The organism is Rhodococcus sp. PSi06 (genome assembly GCF_054960675.1).
Genome location: NZ_JBHNYO010000015.1, coordinates 80,767 through 97,636, shown reverse-complemented (window position 1 = coordinate 97,636; position 16,870 = coordinate 80,767). Strand labels below are relative to the sequence as shown.

Sequence of the window (16,870 nt, the reverse complement as noted above, 5' to 3'; positions counted from 1 at the left end):
GAGACCTTCGGTCCGTTCGACGACCGAGGAGTCTGCTGTGCTGTCCGCATTGTTGCTGAGTTTCGCTGTGATCTTCGTGGCCGAGTTGGGTGACAAATCCCAGCTCATGGCCATGACATTCGCACTGCGCTACAAGTGGTACGTCGTCATCGGCGGTATCACGGTCGCCACCACGGTGGTCCACCTCGTGTCGGTCGCCGTCGGTCACTTCCTCGGCGTATCGATCCCCACCGAGGCGATTTCGATCGTCGGTGGCATCGCATTCGTCGTGTTCGGACTCTGGACGCTGCGTGGCGATTCCCTGTCCGACGACGAAGGCGCAAAGGCCTCTCGCGTCACCAAATCTGCCTTCCTGGCCATCGCGTCCGCGTTCTTCCTCGCCGAGCTGGGCGACAAGACGATGCTGGCGACCGTCACTCTCGCGGCCGACAACGACTGGGTCGGCGTGTGGATCGGCTCGACGATCGGCATGGTCGCGGCCGATGCGCTCGCCATCGTGGTCGGTGCCGTTCTCGGAAAACATCTGCCGGAGCGCACGATTCAGTACGGCGCAGCAATCCTGTTCTTCGTCTTCGGTGCCGTCCTGTTCTTCGAGGGCCTGATGCCCGGAACGTCGGCGCCGTACATCGCGGCCGCAGTGGTCGTCGTGCTCTCCGCCCTCGTCGTGGGTTCCGTGTTCCTTCGACGAACCCGCCGCAGCGCACCGCAGGAATTGGAAAAGCACAGCACCACCGAAACCGCCTGACCTTGGTTTACACTCCTGCATCGGAGGGGTGAATGGACGACGAGCAGCTGGTGGCCGGTGCTGATGCAGCCCACCGTTCCACGGATCGACTCATCAGGATTTTCGGCCGCTTCGTCGGTACCGGCTATCTCATCTATCTGCTGCTGTTGATACCGGACATCGGACGCAGTAGCGAAACAGTTCCCGGTTGGTGGACTCCGGTGACCGTGGTGGTCGTCTTCGGCAGCGGTATCGCTTTCGGAGTGTCCACCTTCCATCCGAGCATCACTGCCATCCGGATCGCCGGTTCGATTGCGGCGTCGGCATTCCCGATCATGGCTCTCCTGTGGTGGGTGGCCTGGGACGGCTCCGTCTTCGATCAGGCCGGGATATTTCTCGCGGCGTTTCCCGGCCTTGCCGCGCTCGCGGCTGCGACGGTATGGAACCCCGTCCCGGCGTTCGTCCATATGACCGTCAGTGTTGTTATCGTCCAGTACGCCAATCAGGCTGTGCGCGAACCATTTCCCCGCAGCAACATCGTCGCGGAGATCTTCTTCGCACTGATGTTCTGCACGGTATTCGTGGCCGCCACGCTCGCCGCGGTGCGTACCGGGCGCATCCTCGACGCCACCATCTCCTCAGCTCATGACGACGCCGCCAGAGCCGCGGCAGCATCCGCGCGCGAGGTCGAGCGTGAGCGGTTCGACGCGTTGATCCACGACGAGGTCATGTCCTCGCTCCTCGCAGTGGCGCGCCATGGGCGCACCCCGAGTCTGGCGCGGCAGGCCAGGTCGGCGCTCGCGCACCTCGACGATCTGACCACCGGTACCGTCTCGGACCGGTTTTCGGCGGATGAAGCTCTCGCTCAGCTTCGTTCGGCCGCAATGACAGTCGACGAGTCGATCGAATTCACCGTGAACGACGGCGCGCTCGAACTCACGGAGGCCTATCCCGCCGATACGGTACGAGCCATCGCTGGTGCACTGGCAGAAGCGCTTCGCAACAGTCTGATTCATGCCAGAGCAACGCAGCGGTCGGTCACCGCCGTACTGGCTCCATCGACGGTGCAGATCACCGTGCGCGACGACGGTATCGGCTTCGATCGGCGTTCGGTGCCTCCCCACCGACTCGGCCTCGCCGTCAGCATCGAAGGCAGGATGCGTCAGCTCGACGGCGGATCAGCCGAGATCGATTCCTCCGGCACCGGCACCATCGTGACATTGGGATGGAAACGATGAACGGCCAGGACATCCGCGACCTGCTGTCGATGAAGTCGACCGCCGCGTATGCCGTCGCGGTGTTCTACGTTCTGGCGTGTGCGGTGTGCGCGAGCGCGACGCTCGACGGGGTATCAGCAGTATGGCCACCGTATGCGGCGGTCCTCGTGTTCTCCGCAGCCGTCACCGTGTTGCTCGGCGCACCGGGCGATCCGCTGGGGTCACTTTCGACGGCCTTTCTGACGGCGTCGGGTCCAGTTGCCGCGGCCCTCGTCTTCGCCGTGCTGCCTGTGCCCCTCAACGGAAGCCTGCAGACCTGGCCCCTGGGGATGTCCGTGGTGATCTACACCTTCATGTGTGTACGCGGGCGCACCCTGGCCGCGTGGCTCGGGCTGGCGCTCACGATGTCGGTGGCCATCGGGTGGGCGGTCGCGACGGGCCAGGGTTTCCTCTACGGATTGTCCTTCAGCGCCATCAACATCGCGCCCCTGTTGATGGCGACGTTCTTCGCATTCACCATTCGACCCCTGGCCGCAGCCATCTTCGAGTTGCGAACGCAGTCCACGGTGCGCATCGCCTCCCAGGCCGGAGCCGCCGCCGTCCTCGAAGAACGAGACGCGCGTCTGGCCAGTCTCGACGCGTTGGCCCGCCCGTTACTTCAGCGCATAGCCGACGGCCCCGATCCCACCGACGAGGAAGTCCTCGCGTGTGTGTTGCTCGAAGCGGAGCTGCGCGATTCCCTCCGCGCTCGCGGTCTCGTGAGACCGGAACTCGCTCGGGCAGCGAGATCGGCCCGAGCCCGCGGGGTCGAGGTCATGATGCTCGACGACCGCGCCCCGGCTGTGCTCGACGACGCCGCACGCGATCGCATCGTGGCTGCCGCGTCGAACAGCCTCGATGCGGCCGAGGCCGGGTCGGTGACGGTCCGGCTCCTGCCTCCCGGACGCGATGTCGCGGCGACCCTTCTGCTCGACGACCTCGGCGACAACGCGCAGCGCATCGAGTACGACGACACCGGTCGCATCAGGCTCTGACTGCCGGGTTTGGGCTGGTGTCGTCGTGGTTACCCTTCGCCGGACCACTAAGGACCAGTAGGTCTGTACTGCCGCCGGTGAATGGAGCCACGCCATGCCTCTCGATCGTCGATCGTTTCTGATCGGATCCGGTGCCGCCGCGGTGCCCCTGTTGTTGGCCGGATGCGGCTTCGTCAAGTCCAGCCCGTCGCAGCAGGCCGAAGGCACACTGACATTCACCACGTGGGGCACCGACGCCGAGCTGGCCGGCTTCCGCGACTCCATCAGCGCCTTCGAGGCAGCCAATCCCGGGTCGACGATCACCCTCAACGCGGTGCCGTACGAGCAGATGTTCACCAACATCGACGCTCAGCTCCAGGCGGGCAATCCACCCGACATCTTCCGCGTTCCGTATTACACGTTCGGCGCATATGCCGGCCGCGGACAGCTACTGGATCTGTCGCCGCTGTTGGCGTCGGACACCCGGGATCAATTCACGCCGACGGCGTGGGCCGCGGTGCAGAACGGCGGAATCCCGTACGGCCTGCCGCACCACACCGATACGTCCGCGATTCTGGTGAACCGAAACCTGTTGTCGCAGGCCGGTATCGACTCCGTCCCGACAACCCTGGAGGACGCCTGGACGTGGGAGGAGCTGACGTCGATCGGCGATCGACTGCGTTCCTCGCTTCCGGCCGACAAGTATCCGTGGGCCTACAACTGGCAGGGCAACGGTGTCACTCGCTGGCTCAGCCTGCTGTTCCAGGCCGGCGGATCCTTCCTGGCCGAGGACCAGAAGACTCCGCTGATCGACTCCGACGAGGCTCGCCGGGCCGTCGAATTCTCGTCGTCCTTCTTCTCCAAGGGTTACGGGCCGGCCAACAACACCATCGCCTCGTCGAGCTACGCCAGCGAGGCGTGGTTCTCGCAGTCGGTGGCCATGGTGTGGTCGGGTGCATTCCAGTTGCCCGACGCCGATGCGACGGCCAGTTTCGACTGGACGGCCACCTACGCACCGCGCGATCGCCGGGGCGGCGGCGATTTCGGCGGCAACGCACTGGTGGCGACGTCGCAGACCTCGCAGCCGGAGTTGGCGGCGTCGTTCCTCGAATTCGTCACCCAACAGGAACAGATGCGTAATTTCTGCAGAGCCGCGTCGTTGCTGCCCACGCGCACGGACCTGCTCAATTCGGACCTCGAATTCGACATCCGCTCGGAACTGGCTCCGATCTTTGCCGCCCAGGCAACCACAGTGCAGCCGCAGGACGCAGCCCAGGTGGCGTCGCCGTCGATGTCGGGGATCATCCCGGTTCTCAAGGAGCAGCTCGATCTCGCGTTCGCGGGTTCGCAGGACGCCGCTGCCACCGTGTCGGCACTGCAGAGTGGAATCGCCGGGGTCACCGGAGCATGACGGCCACACCGAGCACCGAGGCCCAGCAGAAGCCCGTGGCCGAGCAGAAGACCGTCACCAAGCGCGCCGGAGCCAGGAAAGAAGCGTTCGCGGCCGCCGGATTCCTCGCTCCCAGTTACGCCCTGTTGGCCGTATTCGTCCTCGTTCCTCTGGTCGCCGCGTTCGTCGTCAGCCTGCAGCAGACGGACGGATTCGGTGCCGGCGAATTCGTCGGAGCGGCCAATTACGCACGCCTGGTGGAGGATCCGCTGTTCTGGCGGGCGCTGATCAACACCCTGGTGTTCACTGCGTTGGTCACTCCGCTGTCGATGCTGTTCGGTCTGATCGCTGCGGTGCTGCTCAACTCTGCGTTGCCCGCGCGGCCGTTGTGGCGCTCGCTGGTGATCCTGCCGATGGCCGTCTCGGGCGTGGCTACCGGTCTGATCGGCATTCTCGTGTTCGACCAGAACTCGGGCGTGCTCAACAACCTGATGAGCTTCCTCGGACTGCCTGCCATCGATTGGCAGTCCTCCCCCGGACCGGCGTTCGCATCGATCGTGATCGCCACGGTGTGGTGGCGCACCGGGTTGAACATGCTGATCTATCTGGCCGGGCTCCAAGGCCTCGGTCCCGATCTGTACGAGGCAGCGCGACTCGACGGCGCGAACGCATTTCAACGCTTCCGCAACGTGACGGTTCCGCTGCTGGGCCCCACCTCGTTCTTCCTGCTGGTGCTCAACGTCATCTACTCGTTCCAAGTATTCGATCTGGTCTTCGTACTCACCGGTGGAGGACCGGGCGGTGCCACATCCGTGCTGGTCACGTACGCCTACGAGACGGGCTTCGTCACCCGCGATCAGGGTTACGCCGCGTCGATCGGCATGGTGCTGTTCCTGTTCGCCCTCACCTTCGCCGCAGCGCAGTGGCGCGCGAGCCGAACGAAGGATCTGGTCGAATGAGCGGGCCGAGAAACGCGTCCGCGCGCCGAGCCCTGGTGCTGCGCACCGTCATCATCGCCGTCATCGGGCTGGTCACCATAGCGCCGCTGTATTGGATGCTCGCCGTGGCATTTTCGACTCGCGGCGAGTTGTTGGGCGGCGGCGAGCTGCGACTGTGGCCGCGTCAGGTGACGTGGGAGAACGTCACCCGCGTGTTCGATTCGTTCCCGGTCGCGACGTGGCTCGGCAACTCGATCGCCATTGCCGTCGTCGTCACGATCATCACCGTGGTGACGAGTCTGCTCGCGGGATACGCGTTCGCGCACTTGAAGTTCCGCTTCTCCACACCGCTGTTCTTCATCGCCCTGGCCACGCTGGTGCTGCCCGTGCAGGTGATCATGGTGGCCCTGTTCCGGATTGTCGTCGGGCTCGGCCTGTACGGCACCTACTGGGCGGTGATTTTGCCGAGTTCCGCGTCGGCGTTCGGGCTGTTCCTCGCACGCCAGTTCATGCTCGGCATACCTCGTGAGCTGCTCGAGGCGGCTCGACTCGACGGCGCCGGGCACTGGCAGATCTTTCGTCGCGTCGTGCTGCCCCTGTCCGGTCCCCTGATCGCCGTCCTCGCCTTCATGAGCCTGCTGCAATCGTGGAACGATTTCGCGTGGCCGCTGATCGCTTTGCGGGAGAACGAGCTGTTCACGCTGCCGATCGGCCTGCTGTACCTGCAGGGCCAGGCGAACAGCGACTACGGCGCAACCATGGCGTTCGCGCTGATCAACGTGGTACCGATGGCGCTGCTGTTCCTGTTCTTCCAGAAGTACTTCATCGCCGGATTCGCGCGCAGCGGAATCAAGTAGGCCTGCGCTCCGGGGTGCCTGAGGGGTCGGTGAGGTGTCCCGCCGGTTATGGTGCAAGCGACTACGAGGTCGCAGCCTGTACCGCGGCCCGCCACCGTGAGCGAAGGGGATCGTACGACGTGGAGATTTCAGGAACAGCAGCACTTGTCACCGGTGGGGCGTCGGGCCTCGGTGCCGCAACGGCCGCACGTCTGGCCGCAGCAGGCGTCACCGTCTTCGGCCTCGACCTGCCCCAGTCCATCGAGCGGGCCGGCGACAGCGTCCCGGACGGAGTGACACTGCTGCCCGCAGACGTCACCAGTGAGGCCGAGGTCGAGGCGGCACTGGACACCATCGTCGAATCCGGTGTGCCTCTGCGCATCGTCGTCAACTGCGCGGGCGTCGGCTGGGCAGGGCGCATCCTGTCCAAGAAGGGACCGCACGATCTCGAGCTGTTCCGCACCGTCATCACCATCAACCTGCTCGGCACGTTCAACGTGATGCGGTTGGCCGCGAACCGAATGCAGTCGCAGTCGACCGTGGACGACGCAGGCCAGCGCGGCGTTGTCATCAACACCGCGTCGGTCGCGGCGTTCGAGGGCCAGATCGGCCAGATCGCCTACACCGCCTCCAAGGGCGGCGTGCACGCGATGACCATCACCGCCGCTCGTGACCTGGCTCAGGTGGGCATTCGCGTCAACACCATCGCCCCCGGCATCGTCGACACCCCGATGCTCGCTGGTGTCACCGAGGAATACCGCCAGGGTCTCGAGGCGTCGGTGCCGTTCCCGTCTCGTCTGGCTCAGCCCGGCGAATACGCCCAGTTGGTGCAGATGATCGCCGAGCACGACTACCTCAACGGCGAAACGATCCGCATGGACGGCGCGATCCGGATGGCACCGCGCTAGAGCTCCCCTCGCGCGTGACCCCGGCTTCTCGACGCGGGGTCACGCCCGAGCGCGCAAGTCCGCCACCGTTGGGATCTCATTCTCGGCGCGGTCGGTCATCCACTCGCGCAACACTTTCGTCGCCAGCACGTCGTCCTCGTTGTAGACCAGCAACCGTTCGCGCTGGGTGTGATCGGGCTCCGCGTCGTACCCGACGGCCTCGCGGTACCAGCCCATCGACGCCTCGCCGCCTGCCTCGTCGTCGCGCCAGGCGAAACCCGCGACGGGCGCAATCTTCTTGAGCCCCTTGCCGTTCGGGCAGATGAATTGATCGCTGACGGCCTGGTAGACGTCCACCCACTGCTCACTGTCGATGAATTCGCGTATCTGCGCCTCGGTGGGAACCCCGGGGACGTCCGCGAACCGGCGGGCCGAGTCCAGCAACCACTTGTCCTCGGCCTGACGCGAATAGCAGTATGCCGCAAAGGTTTTGCCGCGTGCTGCTGCATCGTCTCGGGTATCCATCAACCAGTTCCAGAACACTGCGAACGAACGCCCCTCGTCCACGGTGGGCAGTGGATCCCAGGTGACGAACCCCCGGTACGTCGGCGGCGGACCGCCTGCCTCGGTGAGCAGTGTGCCCCACAGGTATGCGCCGTGTTCCTGGTAGCTCTCCATGTCGACGTCCACTTCCACGTCGGCTCGGTGAACCGAGACGGTCTCCGAACGCCGCAAGAGGGGAACGTCGGCGCGCCAGGCCAGGGCCGCGGACACCGCGTCGTCGAAGTTTCCGAAAGGCCACTCATCCGGGGCCGGACCGGTCCATTGCGCCAACTCGTCGATGGTGCGCACACCCGCAGAGCGCAGCACGTCCGCCCGAGATCCGGACGCGACCAGCGAGACGTCACGGACGGCGACCAACTGCGGCTTGCAATCGAACCACCAAGCACACGAACGACATTCGCTCACCTGCGAGGGAACGGTGAACGCACTGCCGTCGGCTACGGCGAGCCGATCCGCAAAGCGTGTGTCGTATTCGCCGAGCACCGTCGTCAGATCATGGACCAGCATGCAGTCGCCGCGATAACCCACTGCGCCGCCGACGGGCGTGGTCGTTGCCAATCCCTCGTGGGCCAGCATGCGGTACAGGTGAGCGAGCCGAAGCTGGTCGCGTAACTGACTGCGCACCTTCCGAGTCTCGTCGACGGCCGGGGCCCACTGCGTCAGCGATGTGGTTCGAGCGCCGCGCCCCGGATCGGTGACCTTGTGGTTGACGACGATCACCGGGATGTATCCGCCCGACGCGTCGCGCACCAGAAGTTCGCTACGCCCGCGCCGGCCGGTATCGCGCTCGAGCGGCAGCACTGCGTTCCATATCCGCTCGACTCCGGCCCGGCAGGCCGCGACTGTGGCCGCGGCTGCGGCACGGGCGGTCGGCTCGTCGATTTCGGTCCACTTCATCGGATCGTCCACGGCCAACTGCAGGCGGATGTTCTCGCGATGCGCCTGCGCTGCTTCCCGGCGTTGACGAACTCCCGGATTCTCGGGTTCGCCGCGCAGCAACGATCCGTAGGCGGTATCGAGATAGAGCCGATGACGGCAGCGCGTCAACGATCCGGCGTCGAGCAGCACGGGAGATGAGCCTGGCGCACCTCGTTGACCGTTCACACTTCAAGACACTAGGTCAGCCCTCCGACAGCCTGCACGCGTCAGCGCCCGATAAGGTGTGAGAAACGCACCGTTTCCGCCGAGCAGTACATGTCAGGAGCCTTGTCGATGGGTTTGTTCCGTAAGCGTAAGGGCCGTGCCACTCGCAAGGCAGAGGCCAAGGCTCTCAAGCACAAGGCCACGCTGGAGGCGAAGCTCGGCGCGAAAAACGAGCGCAAGCAGCTGAAGTCGATCGCCAAGGCGCAGCGCAAGCTCAGTGCAGTGGAGGCGAAGTCGCAGAAGAACGTCGAAAAGGCGCAGGTCTCGGCTCTGCGGGCGCAGCAGAAGGCTGCCGCAGCGGGCACGCTCAACGTGGCGCAGATCCGCAAGTACCTCGGGATCGCGCGCTTGCTGCTGCCGGTGTTGGCACCCATCGCCTACCGCGCGGCCACGGTGGTTCGCGGGCAGCTGGACAGCCGCAAGGCGCAGCAGCTCGGTGTCGCACCGGATCAGCTCAGCGAGTACACCGGACACGGCGGCAAGCTCAGTGCCCGCATCGCCGGGGCCGAGAAGTCGTTGAGCACCATCGGTGCGCGCCACTCCGATCCCGAGACCAAGAGTTTCGGTGCCGCCATCAGCGAGCGCCTGGACGATCTCACCACCGCGGTGCGCGCGTCCGAGCAGATGCCGCCCACTCGTCGCAAGACCGCCCACGCAGCCATCTCCGCAGAACTCGACGGCATCGAAGCCGATCTGCTGGCCCGCCTCGGCGTGCGCTGATTGCACTGCTCCTACGATGACCGACGCCTCCGCCGCACCGCTGCGCGGCGGAGCTGTCGGCAGCGTCACTGCCGCGCTTGCGGTGGCCGCGCACGGTATTGCCGGCGGCGGCTATCCCGACGGTTCTGCGCTGGCTCTTCTGCTGGTCGTCAGCATCGGTATCGGTGCCATGACTGCCGTCCCGAGACGGTCGACACTCCTGCTGCCCGCCCTGATGGCCGGCCAACTTCTCGCCCACATCGCGCTGAGCATGGGCGGCATGGCCGACTCGATGCACGAGCACCACACGCTGCTGCCCAGCACAGCGATGATGGCCTTCCACGCCGCCGCGTCGGTGATCGCCGCACTGCTGATCGCCACCGCCGAACGCCTCTACGGCCCGATCACGTCGATCATCCGTGCCGTTCTCGCGCTCCTCACTCCCCTGCCCGACGGTTCCGCCGTCGGTCGCGTCCGGTTCTCCGTCGCGATGCCGTCGGTGCACGGTATCGCTGCGGACTGGGCCATTTCTCGTCGTGGACCACCGATGTCTCGGTACTGACCCGACATCCTGTTCCACATCTCTGCACAGAAATGACCCAACACTCATGAAGAGTTCTCTTTCCCGTGCCCTGTTCGTCTCCGGCGCCACCGTCGGCGCACTGCTGATCGGCGCAGGCGCTGCATCGGCACACGTCGTCGTCTCTGCTCCCGACGCCGAACAGGGTGGCTACTCGGTCCTGACGTTCCGCGTACCCACCGAATCCGACACCGCCTCGACCAGCTCGGTCAAGGTCACCCTGCCCGGCCTCAATTCTGCTCGCACACAGCCCATTCCGGGGTGGACGTCCACCGTCGAAAAGGACTCGTCCGATCTCGCAGTATCGGTGACGTGGACAGCGAATCCCGGATCCGAGGTCGGTCCCGGCCAGTTCCAGCAGTTCCTGCTCTCGGCGGGTCCGCTGCCCGCGGAGGAGACCGTCTCGTTCCCGGCGACGCAGACCTACACCGACGGTGAGGTCGTGAACTGGAACGAGCCGATGGCCGAAGACGGCAGCGAGCCCGAATTACCAGCTCCCACCTTGACTCTCGCCGCAGCAAGCGGTGAAGCGCACGGCGGAACGCACGGTGGAGTACCGACAGACTCGGCCGACGCGTCGGTGTCGAGCCAGTCGTCCTCCGACACCACTGCTTCGGACACCACGGCTTCGGACAACACTGCCCGCTGGATCGCTGGTGCCGGTCTCGTTCTCGGTGCCATCGGTGCCGGCCTCGGCATCGGGGCAACCGTCCGGAGCCGGCGCTCATGAGGGTGCTGGCTTCCACTACGAAGGCACTGGTCGTCGCGGCCGTAGCATTGCTGTCTCTGCTGATCGCAGCACCGATCGCGTCGGCGCACTCCCAGGTCACCGGCTACAGCCCGGCCGACGGCTCCTCGCTCGACGCGTCTCCGGGCACGGCCTCGGTGTCGTTCAACGAGGTGCCGCAGTCGCAGTTCGCCACCCTCAACGTCGTCGGGCCCGACGGCAACATCTGGTCGAAGGGCGATGCCCGCATCGAGGGCCAGAGCGTGGTCGTCGACGTCGGTGATCTAGGCCCTGTCGGCGATTACACCCTGGCGTACCGCATCACCTCGGCCGACGGTCATCCGGTGAGCGGCACAGCGACATTCACGCTCACTCAGGAAGGATCGGGCACGCCCGGGGCACCGGCCGATGCGTCGGGCACCTCGGAAGAATCAGGGGACGGGTTCCTCGGCGGCTACGGGCACATCGTGCTGATCGTGGTTGCGGTTCTGGCTTTCGCCGGCGCGTTAACTTTCGCGCTGCGGAAGCCAAAGGACCTGCGTAAGCCGAAGAGCCAGAAGTAGCACCGACGTGGCTGCAGTGAGCGAGAGAAGCGTTCGGCTCGTGCTCGCCGCTGCGGCCGCGTCGATGCTGGGGGTGGCGGCAGCGTTCGCTCTGGCGTACCCCACATTTCCCGGCGGGTCGTCGTGGTTGCGTGTGATCGCGGTGTCGGTGGGTTCGGTGGTGTTGGGATTCGGCGTGCTCGCCGTGATGGACGCCAGTTCCGATTCGCGACGGCCCGCCGTCGACCCGCAGGTGATGTGGCGCGCGATCGGATTTCTGTCGGGTCTGTGGGCGGTCGCCGAGTTCGTGTTGCTCGCAGCGGCCGCGGCGGACTCCGCCGGCCGATCACCGTTCACGCTGTCGCCCAGTGCATTCGCGACGTTCGCCGCAGACATCTCCGTCGGCCGGCTGGGGACGGCGACCGTTGTTCTGGCGCTCGCCCTGTGCGTCGTCGGAGTGTTCGGGTACCGACGCGAGTCGGACCTGTCTCCGGTTCCGGTGATCGTCCTCGCCTCGCTCGCCCTGGTCGCGCGGCCCATCACCGGCCACATGTCGCAGTTCATGTTCGGCTCCATCGCCGTTGCGGTGCATGTGGTCTGCGCGGCAGTGTGGCTCGGCGTTCTCGGTGCGATGGCGCTGAGCCTGCGCAGCAAGTCTGCGTGGGCGACGCTGCTGCCGGTCTACTCCACCGTGGCCTTCTGGTGCGTGATCGGAGTCGCCGGTACCGGGGTGTTGGACGCGGTGCTCAAGTTGGACAGCATCGCTGACGTGGCCGAGACCGGTTACGGCCGAATCGTTCTCGCCAAGGTTTTGATCACCGTGCTCCTGGTAGCAGCAGCCCACCGAATCCGTCGGACGTGGTTGCCCAGCGTCGTCGGGCATCGGTCCACCGCGGAGTACTCGCTGGGCCGCGCCGCGTCGCACGTCTGCCTGCTGGCGGTGGCATTCGGCCTGGCCGCGGCGCTGGCAACCACTGCCTGACCGCGGGAGTGGAGCCTGCGGAATGACCGGACAAGCGAGCCTGTCGGGGTTCTGTACTAGCCTGATTGCATGCCGAAGTTGACTGTGGTGCCAGGTGGTTCTTCGGCGTCCTCGGTGAACGGTATCCCCACGGTCGCGGAGTTCTTCGCCGGCATAGGCCTGGTGCGAATGGGCTTGGAGCAGGCCGGTTTCGAGGTGCGCTGGGCCAACGACATCGAGCGTGACAAGCATCAGATGTATCGCCAGCACTTCGGTGACGATGCCGGTCATTTTCAGCTCGGTGATGTCGCTTCTACTCGGGGTCATGATCTGCCCGAGGATTTGGCGCTGGCGTGGGCGTCGTTTCCGTGTACGGATCTGTCGTTGGCCGGCGGCCGAGCCGGTCTCGCGGGCAAGAATTCGTCGACGTTCCGGCATTTCACGCGGGTGCTGGGTGAGCTCGGAGCTGCACGCCCCGAGGTGGTCGCGCTCGAGAACGTCGTCGGCTTGGCCACCAGTCACGGCGGAGATGATCTGGCCGCAGCGGTCCGCGAGCTCAACGAGCTCGGCTACTCGGTGGATGTCCTCACCATCGATGCTCGACGCTTCGTTCCGCAGTCACGTCCCCGCCTGTTCTTGATCGGTGCGCAGAATCCCCCCGAGGATGCCCGCGATCCCAACAGTGAGCTTCGGCCCGATTGGTTGCAGGCGGTGTACGGCGATTCGACGTTGCTGACGCACCGGGCACCACTGCCGAGTCCACCGATTCCGTTGACCAGCGGCCTGGGCAACCTGGTCGAGCGTATGGACTACCGCGACGAGCGGTGGTGGGATGCGGCCCGTACCGCGGCGTTCGTGCAGTCGTTGTCGCCGATTCAGCTGCAGCGCATCGATATTCTGAAGAAGGCCCGCAAGGTCAGCTACCGCACCGCATACCGTCGCACTCGCAACGGTGTCGCCGTCTGGGAGGCTCGGCCCGACGACATTTCGGGCTGCTTGCGTACGGCGCGGGGCGGATCGTCGAAGCAGGCGGTCGTCAAGATGGGCAACGGTCGATTGCAGGTGCGGTGGATGACTCCGGTGGAGTACGCCCGCCTGATGGGTGCCGGCGACTACACCCTCGACGGCCTGCGAAACAATCAGGCGCTCTTCGGTTTCGGTGACGCCGTCTGCGTTCCCGTGGTCGCGTGGCTCGCCGAGCACTACCTGATGCCGCTCGTCACCGGGACACTGAGCGCAACGAATACAACCGCGGCACATGTCCAGTCACGGTAAGTCCTCGCTGCGGTCGTCGGCCGTCGCGCCGCGCAAGAGCACCCTGCCGGCGGACGACGTGCAGTCCTTTCGGTCCGCACTGCGAGAAGTGTTGAACGAGAAGGACGATCAGGGCCGGGTGTGGTCGGCAGCCAAGTGGGGCGTGTACGCGTTCTACGATTACGACGGCGAGCCGATCTATGTGGGACAGACCAAGGAAAAGCTCAGCGTCCGGGTGCAGCGACATCTGACCAACCAGCGGACCGACGCCGTGGCGATGCGAGTGCTCGATGTGTTCGAGGTCGCGGAGATCGAGATCTGGCCGCTGTGGAAGTACGAGGACCTCAAGAAGTCAGATGGGGCAGAGCATTTCCGCGCTGCCGAGCGAGACCTCAACGCCCACGAGTACACGGCCTACCTCGAAGCCATCGACAAGTCGCGACACAAGGCGATCCTCAACGAGAAGATCCCGCCGGTCTCGGAACCCATCGCGCTCCCCGCGTCGCTCCGTCGGTCGCTGATCTCCGAACAGACCCGCCGAGAGCGCGGCCACCCCGACATCCGCATCGCACGCCGAGCCGAAACCATCTCACGGCTCGCTGCAGTCACTCGCGAACGCGGCGAGGTGTCCGAGGGACTACGACGCGTCCTCGTGGTGCAAGCGGTGCGTCTGGCCTATCTGTCGGCCGAGCGACTCGCCTTCGTCGAGGGCCATCCGATCCCCGATCCCGCCGCCATCGACGTCACCGCGCTGGTCGGCTCGGTGCTGCACGAGCGCGCACCGGACTCGGATGACGAGACCGACGACATCGACGATGCCGCCGAACCCGAAGGCGAGTTGGACCTGTTCAGCGAGTACTGACTCGTCTCGCCGTAGGCTCGCATCGTGCCGCTTCCCCCTCACGTCGCCGATCTCACCAGCATGGACCTGCTGTTGTCGGTGGCGGAGCTCGGCAGTATCGGGCGAGCGGGCCGGGCGCACGGCATGTCGCAACCGGCGGCCAGTTCCCGCATTCGGGCACTCGAGCGTCGCGTGGGCGCTCCCCTGTTGAAGCGGGGTGCCCGCGGCACGGTGCTGACCGAGTTCGGTGAGCTAGTCGCCAGCTGGGCCGCCCCGGTTCTCCGATCGGCAGAAGGCTTGGCGACGGCGCTCGCCACTCTGCACGCCGAGCGCATCGGCCACCTGCAGATCTCTGCGAGTCAGACCGTCGCTGAATATCTTCTGCCGCGCTGGTTGGTCACGCTCCACACGAATGCCGCGCACATCGTGCCGACGTTGAGTTCGGGCAACTCAGCCGATGTCGCGGACAAGGTACTGGCTGGGGATTCCGATATCGGTTTCGTCGAAAGCCCCAGTGTGCCAGCATCTTTGGACCATCGAACCGTGGCCACCGACGAATTGGTACTCGTGGTGGCACCGGGGCACGAGTGGATCAGCGCTCCGCCGTCGGCCACCGACATCGTCGCCACCGCATTGGTCACCCGAGAGCCCGGTTCGGGGACGCGCTCGGCGTACGAAACCGCAGTGGCGGCAGCAGGTCTGGGGCAACCCGCGTCAGCCCTACTCGAAGTCTCGTCGACCACGGCGATCAAGTCCGCCGTCGGCGCGGGCATCGGCGGTGCGGTTCTGAGCTCGTTGGCCGTCGCCTCGGAGTTGGCTGCCGGCACTCTGATGCGGGTGCCGATCCCCGGACTGACCCTGCGCCGTGAACTGCGGGCGATCTGGCCGTCCGGACGTGTCCCGTCCGGACCGGCCGCAGAACTGCTGGCAGTAGCAGCGAGAACTCAGCCATAACCCAGGGTTATGAGTGAGCAATAATTCGCTACCTACCGGGGACGATCCACGACGCGCACGCTGAGGACATGACCGTGACCGCCGCCGCCACGACCTCGACGTCTACCGAGACCGAGACCGAGACGCACCGCCGCACCTTCGAGCACATCACTCCCAACTGGTTTGCCGCAGTGATGGGGACCGGCATCGTCGCCACAGCGGCGGCCACATTGCCCGTGCAGTTCCCCGCCCTCCACGTCTTTGCCGTGGCGGTGTGGGTCATCGCGGCTACAGCGCTGGTCGTGGTCGGTGGCGCGTTCGTTCAGCATTGGATCGGGCACCGCGACCGAGCCGTCGCCTATGCCCGGCACCCGGTGATGGTGCAGTTCTACGGAGCCCCGCCCATGGCCCTGCTCACCGTCGGTGCAGGTGCTGGCCTGGTTGGCGCGGACCTGATCGGACCCGCCGCGTCGACTGCGCTGTTCGCCATTCTGTGGATAGCGGGGACGCTCACAGGTCTGTTCACCAGCGTCGCCGTTCCGTATCGGATGATCACTACATCCGATCATGACGCGGTGACGGCACTGCCGGCGTGGCTGATGCCCGTCGTCCCGCCGATGGTGTCGGCGTCCACCGGAGCGTTGCTGCTCCCCCATGTACCCGACGGCCAGTGGCGGCTGGCCCTGTTGTGCGCGTGCTACGCGATGTTCGGTCTGTCGTTGATCGTCGGAATGCTCACCATGACGTTGATCTACGGACGCCTACTGCACGGCGGCATGCCACCCGTCGACGCAGCGCCCACCGTGTGGATCACACTGGGATTGATCGGTCAGTCGATCACCGCGGCGAACCTGCTCGGCACCGATGCGTCGATGGTGTTCACCGGTACACAGAGCTCGATCGCCGTCGGATTACACATCTTCGGCCTCGGTTACGGGTTGATCATGGGCGGCTTCGGCGCTCTGATGTTCACGCTCGCGACGGCTCTGACCGTGCATGCGGTGCGCCGGAACATGGGTTTCTCGCTGACGTGGTGGTCCTTCACGTTCCCCGTCGGCACCTGCGTCACCGGAGCAGCCGCACTGGGACGTGCGCTGGACTTCGGCGCAATACAGGCCCTGTCCGTTGCCCTCTACGTCCTACTCCTTACAGCATGGATCACCGTTGCCACCCGCACCGTTCGAGGTGTCCTCCGAGGGAACCTGCTGCACCCCAATTGAACTCACATGTGCGCGAGCACATTCACCACGTTGCCGCCCGCATCGCGGAAGAAGAAGCGACGCACGCCCCACTCCTCGTTGGTGATCTCGTAGACGATTTCGAGGTCGGCATCCACCGCAGCGCGATAGGCCGAGTCCACGTCGTCCACCTCGATCGACGCCGACGGGTTCACCGGCCCGGTGGGGTCGGTGGTGATCAGACTCAGCTGCGCCGAACTGTCACCCGCCGGAGCGAGTGTGGCAATCCAACCGTGGTTCATGACGACCTCCATGCCGGTGACCTGGACGTACGCGTCCAGCGTCGCATCGAGATCGGTCACCGTGAGCAGGGGCATCGCGCGCTCAACGTCCATGTTCGGACTGTATCGCTCCGAAAGCGTCCCCGCGGGGACGTTCTCGAA

18 protein-coding genes are annotated in these 16,870 nt (G+C 65.7%); 16 read left to right on the top strand and 2 right to left on the bottom strand.

The window, feature by feature from the left end; translation table 11 throughout:
- Positions 1–37 precede the first annotated feature (37 nt).
- The 7 genes from ACFI9K_RS19615 (at position 38) to ACFI9K_RS19585 (ending at position 7,026) form a co-directional block, all read left to right on the top strand.
- Positions 38–745, top strand: a complete 708-nt coding sequence (locus ACFI9K_RS19615) for a TMEM165/GDT1 family protein (protein ID WP_462665054.1) — start codon at positions 38–40, stop codon at positions 743–745.
- Positions 746–777: 32 nt separating this feature from the next.
- A complete protein-coding gene (locus tag ACFI9K_RS19610; RefSeq protein WP_462665053.1) occupies positions 778–1,962 on the top strand; it encodes a sensor histidine kinase in 1,185 nt (394 codons plus the stop codon).
- Positions 1,959–2,975: a hypothetical protein gene (locus tag ACFI9K_RS19605; RefSeq protein ID WP_462665052.1), complete on the top strand. Its 1,017-nt coding sequence runs from the start codon at positions 1,959–1,961 to the stop codon at positions 2,973–2,975. The genes ACFI9K_RS19610 and ACFI9K_RS19605 overlap by 4 nt, the downstream gene beginning before the upstream one ends.
- Positions 2,976–3,069: 94 nt before the next feature.
- Positions 3,070–4,365: an ABC transporter substrate-binding protein gene (locus ACFI9K_RS19600; RefSeq protein ID WP_462665051.1), complete on the top strand. Its 1,296-nt coding sequence runs from the start codon at positions 3,070–3,072 to the stop codon at positions 4,363–4,365.
- Positions 4,362–5,303 carry a carbohydrate ABC transporter permease gene (locus ACFI9K_RS19595; RefSeq protein WP_462665050.1) on the top strand — a complete coding sequence of 314 codons (942 nt, stop codon included), beginning with the start codon at positions 4,362–4,364 and terminating at the stop codon, positions 5,301–5,303. The genes ACFI9K_RS19600 and ACFI9K_RS19595 overlap by 4 nt, the downstream gene beginning before the upstream one ends.
- A complete protein-coding gene (locus tag ACFI9K_RS19590) occupies positions 5,300–6,139 on the top strand; it encodes a carbohydrate ABC transporter permease (protein WP_462665049.1) in 840 nt (279 codons plus the stop codon). The genes ACFI9K_RS19595 and ACFI9K_RS19590 overlap by 4 nt, the downstream gene beginning before the upstream one ends.
- A gap of 119 nt (positions 6,140–6,258) precedes the next feature.
- Positions 6,259–7,026, top strand: coding sequence for an SDR family NAD(P)-dependent oxidoreductase (locus ACFI9K_RS19585; protein ID WP_222095597.1), 768 nt, complete (start codon positions 6,259–6,261; stop codon positions 7,024–7,026).
- 39 nt (positions 7,027–7,065) lie between these two features.
- On the opposite strand, the gene ACFI9K_RS19580 is transcribed toward ACFI9K_RS19585, so the two are convergent.
- Positions 7,066–8,673 carry a TM0106 family RecB-like putative nuclease gene (locus tag ACFI9K_RS19580; protein ID WP_462665048.1) on the bottom strand — a complete coding sequence of 536 codons (1,608 nt, stop codon included), beginning with the start codon at positions 8,671–8,673 and terminating at the stop codon, positions 7,066–7,068.
- 108 nt (positions 8,674–8,781) lie between these two features.
- On the opposite strand from ACFI9K_RS19580, the gene ACFI9K_RS19575 reads away from it, so the two are divergent.
- The 9 genes from ACFI9K_RS19575 to ACFI9K_RS19535 all read left to right on the top strand — a co-directional run bounded on the left by ACFI9K_RS19575 (position 8,782) and on the right by ACFI9K_RS19535 (position 16,469).
- Positions 8,782–9,432, top strand: coding sequence for a DUF6474 family protein (locus tag ACFI9K_RS19575; RefSeq protein ID WP_462665047.1), 651 nt, complete (start codon positions 8,782–8,784; stop codon positions 9,430–9,432).
- Between the two features lie 16 nt (positions 9,433–9,448).
- A complete protein-coding gene (locus ACFI9K_RS19570; RefSeq protein WP_462665046.1) occupies positions 9,449–9,973 on the top strand; it encodes a hypothetical protein in 525 nt (174 codons plus the stop codon).
- Between the two features lie 46 nt (positions 9,974–10,019).
- Positions 10,020–10,721, top strand: a complete 702-nt coding sequence (locus tag ACFI9K_RS19565; protein ID WP_462665045.1) for a YcnI family copper-binding membrane protein — start codon at positions 10,020–10,022, stop codon at positions 10,719–10,721.
- Entirely contained in the window at positions 10,718–11,281 is a 564-nt protein-coding gene (locus ACFI9K_RS19560) for a copper resistance CopC family protein (protein WP_462665044.1), read from the top strand. The genes ACFI9K_RS19565 and ACFI9K_RS19560 overlap by 4 nt, the downstream gene beginning before the upstream one ends.
- Before the next feature lie 7 nt (positions 11,282–11,288).
- A complete protein-coding gene (locus ACFI9K_RS19555) occupies positions 11,289–12,242 on the top strand; it encodes a CopD family protein (RefSeq protein WP_462665043.1) in 954 nt (317 codons plus the stop codon).
- Between the two features lie 69 nt (positions 12,243–12,311).
- Positions 12,312–13,496, top strand: coding sequence for a DNA cytosine methyltransferase (locus tag ACFI9K_RS19550; protein WP_462665042.1), 1,185 nt, complete (start codon positions 12,312–12,314; stop codon positions 13,494–13,496).
- Positions 13,480–14,337, top strand: coding sequence for a GIY-YIG nuclease family protein (locus ACFI9K_RS19545; protein ID WP_462665041.1), 858 nt, complete (start codon positions 13,480–13,482; stop codon positions 14,335–14,337). The genes ACFI9K_RS19550 and ACFI9K_RS19545 overlap by 17 nt, the downstream gene beginning before the upstream one ends.
- 24 nt (positions 14,338–14,361) lie before the next feature.
- The gene (locus tag ACFI9K_RS19540) at positions 14,362–15,270 is read left to right on the top strand and encodes a LysR family transcriptional regulator (RefSeq protein ID WP_462665040.1); all 909 of its coding nucleotides are present in this window, start codon (positions 14,362–14,364) and stop codon (positions 15,268–15,270) included.
- Between the two features lie 68 nt (positions 15,271–15,338).
- Positions 15,339–16,469, top strand: a complete 1,131-nt coding sequence (locus ACFI9K_RS19535; protein WP_462665039.1) for a TDT family transporter — start codon at positions 15,339–15,341, stop codon at positions 16,467–16,469.
- Positions 16,470–16,471: 2 nt separating this feature from the next.
- Here the strand turns inward: ACFI9K_RS19535 and ACFI9K_RS19530 are convergent, their stop codons facing one another.
- Complete coding sequence (locus ACFI9K_RS19530) at positions 16,472–16,822, bottom strand: VOC family protein (protein ID WP_462665038.1); 351 nt, start codon at positions 16,820–16,822, stop codon at positions 16,472–16,474.
- Positions 16,823–16,870 lie beyond the last annotated feature (48 nt).

Bases quoted from the DNA above. Each gene is read 5' to 3' on its own strand.
- ACFI9K_RS19610 (WP_462665053.1), top strand. From the start codon at position 778: ATGGACGACGAGCAGCTGGTGGCCGGTGCTGATGCAGCCCACCGTTCC.
- ACFI9K_RS19605 (WP_462665052.1), top strand. From the start codon at position 1,959: ATGAACGGCCAGGACATCCGCGACCTGCTGTCGATGAAGTCGACCGCC.
- ACFI9K_RS19600 (WP_462665051.1), top strand. From the start codon at position 3,070: ATGCCTCTCGATCGTCGATCGTTTCTGATCGGATCCGGTGCCGCCGCG.
- ACFI9K_RS19595 (WP_462665050.1), top strand. From the start codon at position 4,362: ATGACGGCCACACCGAGCACCGAGGCCCAGCAGAAGCCCGTGGCCGAG.
- ACFI9K_RS19590 (WP_462665049.1), top strand. From the start codon at position 5,300: ATGAGCGGGCCGAGAAACGCGTCCGCGCGCCGAGCCCTGGTGCTGCGC.
- ACFI9K_RS19575 (WP_462665047.1), top strand. From the start codon at position 8,782: ATGGGTTTGTTCCGTAAGCGTAAGGGCCGTGCCACTCGCAAGGCAGAG.
- ACFI9K_RS19570 (WP_462665046.1), top strand. From the start codon at position 9,449: ATGACCGACGCCTCCGCCGCACCGCTGCGCGGCGGAGCTGTCGGCAGC.
- ACFI9K_RS19565 (WP_462665045.1), top strand. From the start codon at position 10,020: ATGAAGAGTTCTCTTTCCCGTGCCCTGTTCGTCTCCGGCGCCACCGTC.
- ACFI9K_RS19560 (WP_462665044.1), top strand. From the start codon at position 10,718: ATGAGGGTGCTGGCTTCCACTACGAAGGCACTGGTCGTCGCGGCCGTA.
- ACFI9K_RS19550 (WP_462665042.1), top strand. From the start codon at position 12,312: ATGCCGAAGTTGACTGTGGTGCCAGGTGGTTCTTCGGCGTCCTCGGTG.
- ACFI9K_RS19545 (WP_462665041.1), top strand. From the start codon at position 13,480: ATGTCCAGTCACGGTAAGTCCTCGCTGCGGTCGTCGGCCGTCGCGCCG.
- ACFI9K_RS19535 (WP_462665039.1), top strand. From the start codon at position 15,339: ATGACCGTGACCGCCGCCGCCACGACCTCGACGTCTACCGAGACCGAG.
- ACFI9K_RS19530 (WP_462665038.1), bottom strand. From the start codon at position 16,822: ATGGACGTTGAGCGCGCGATGCCCCTGCTCACGGTGACCGATCTCGAT.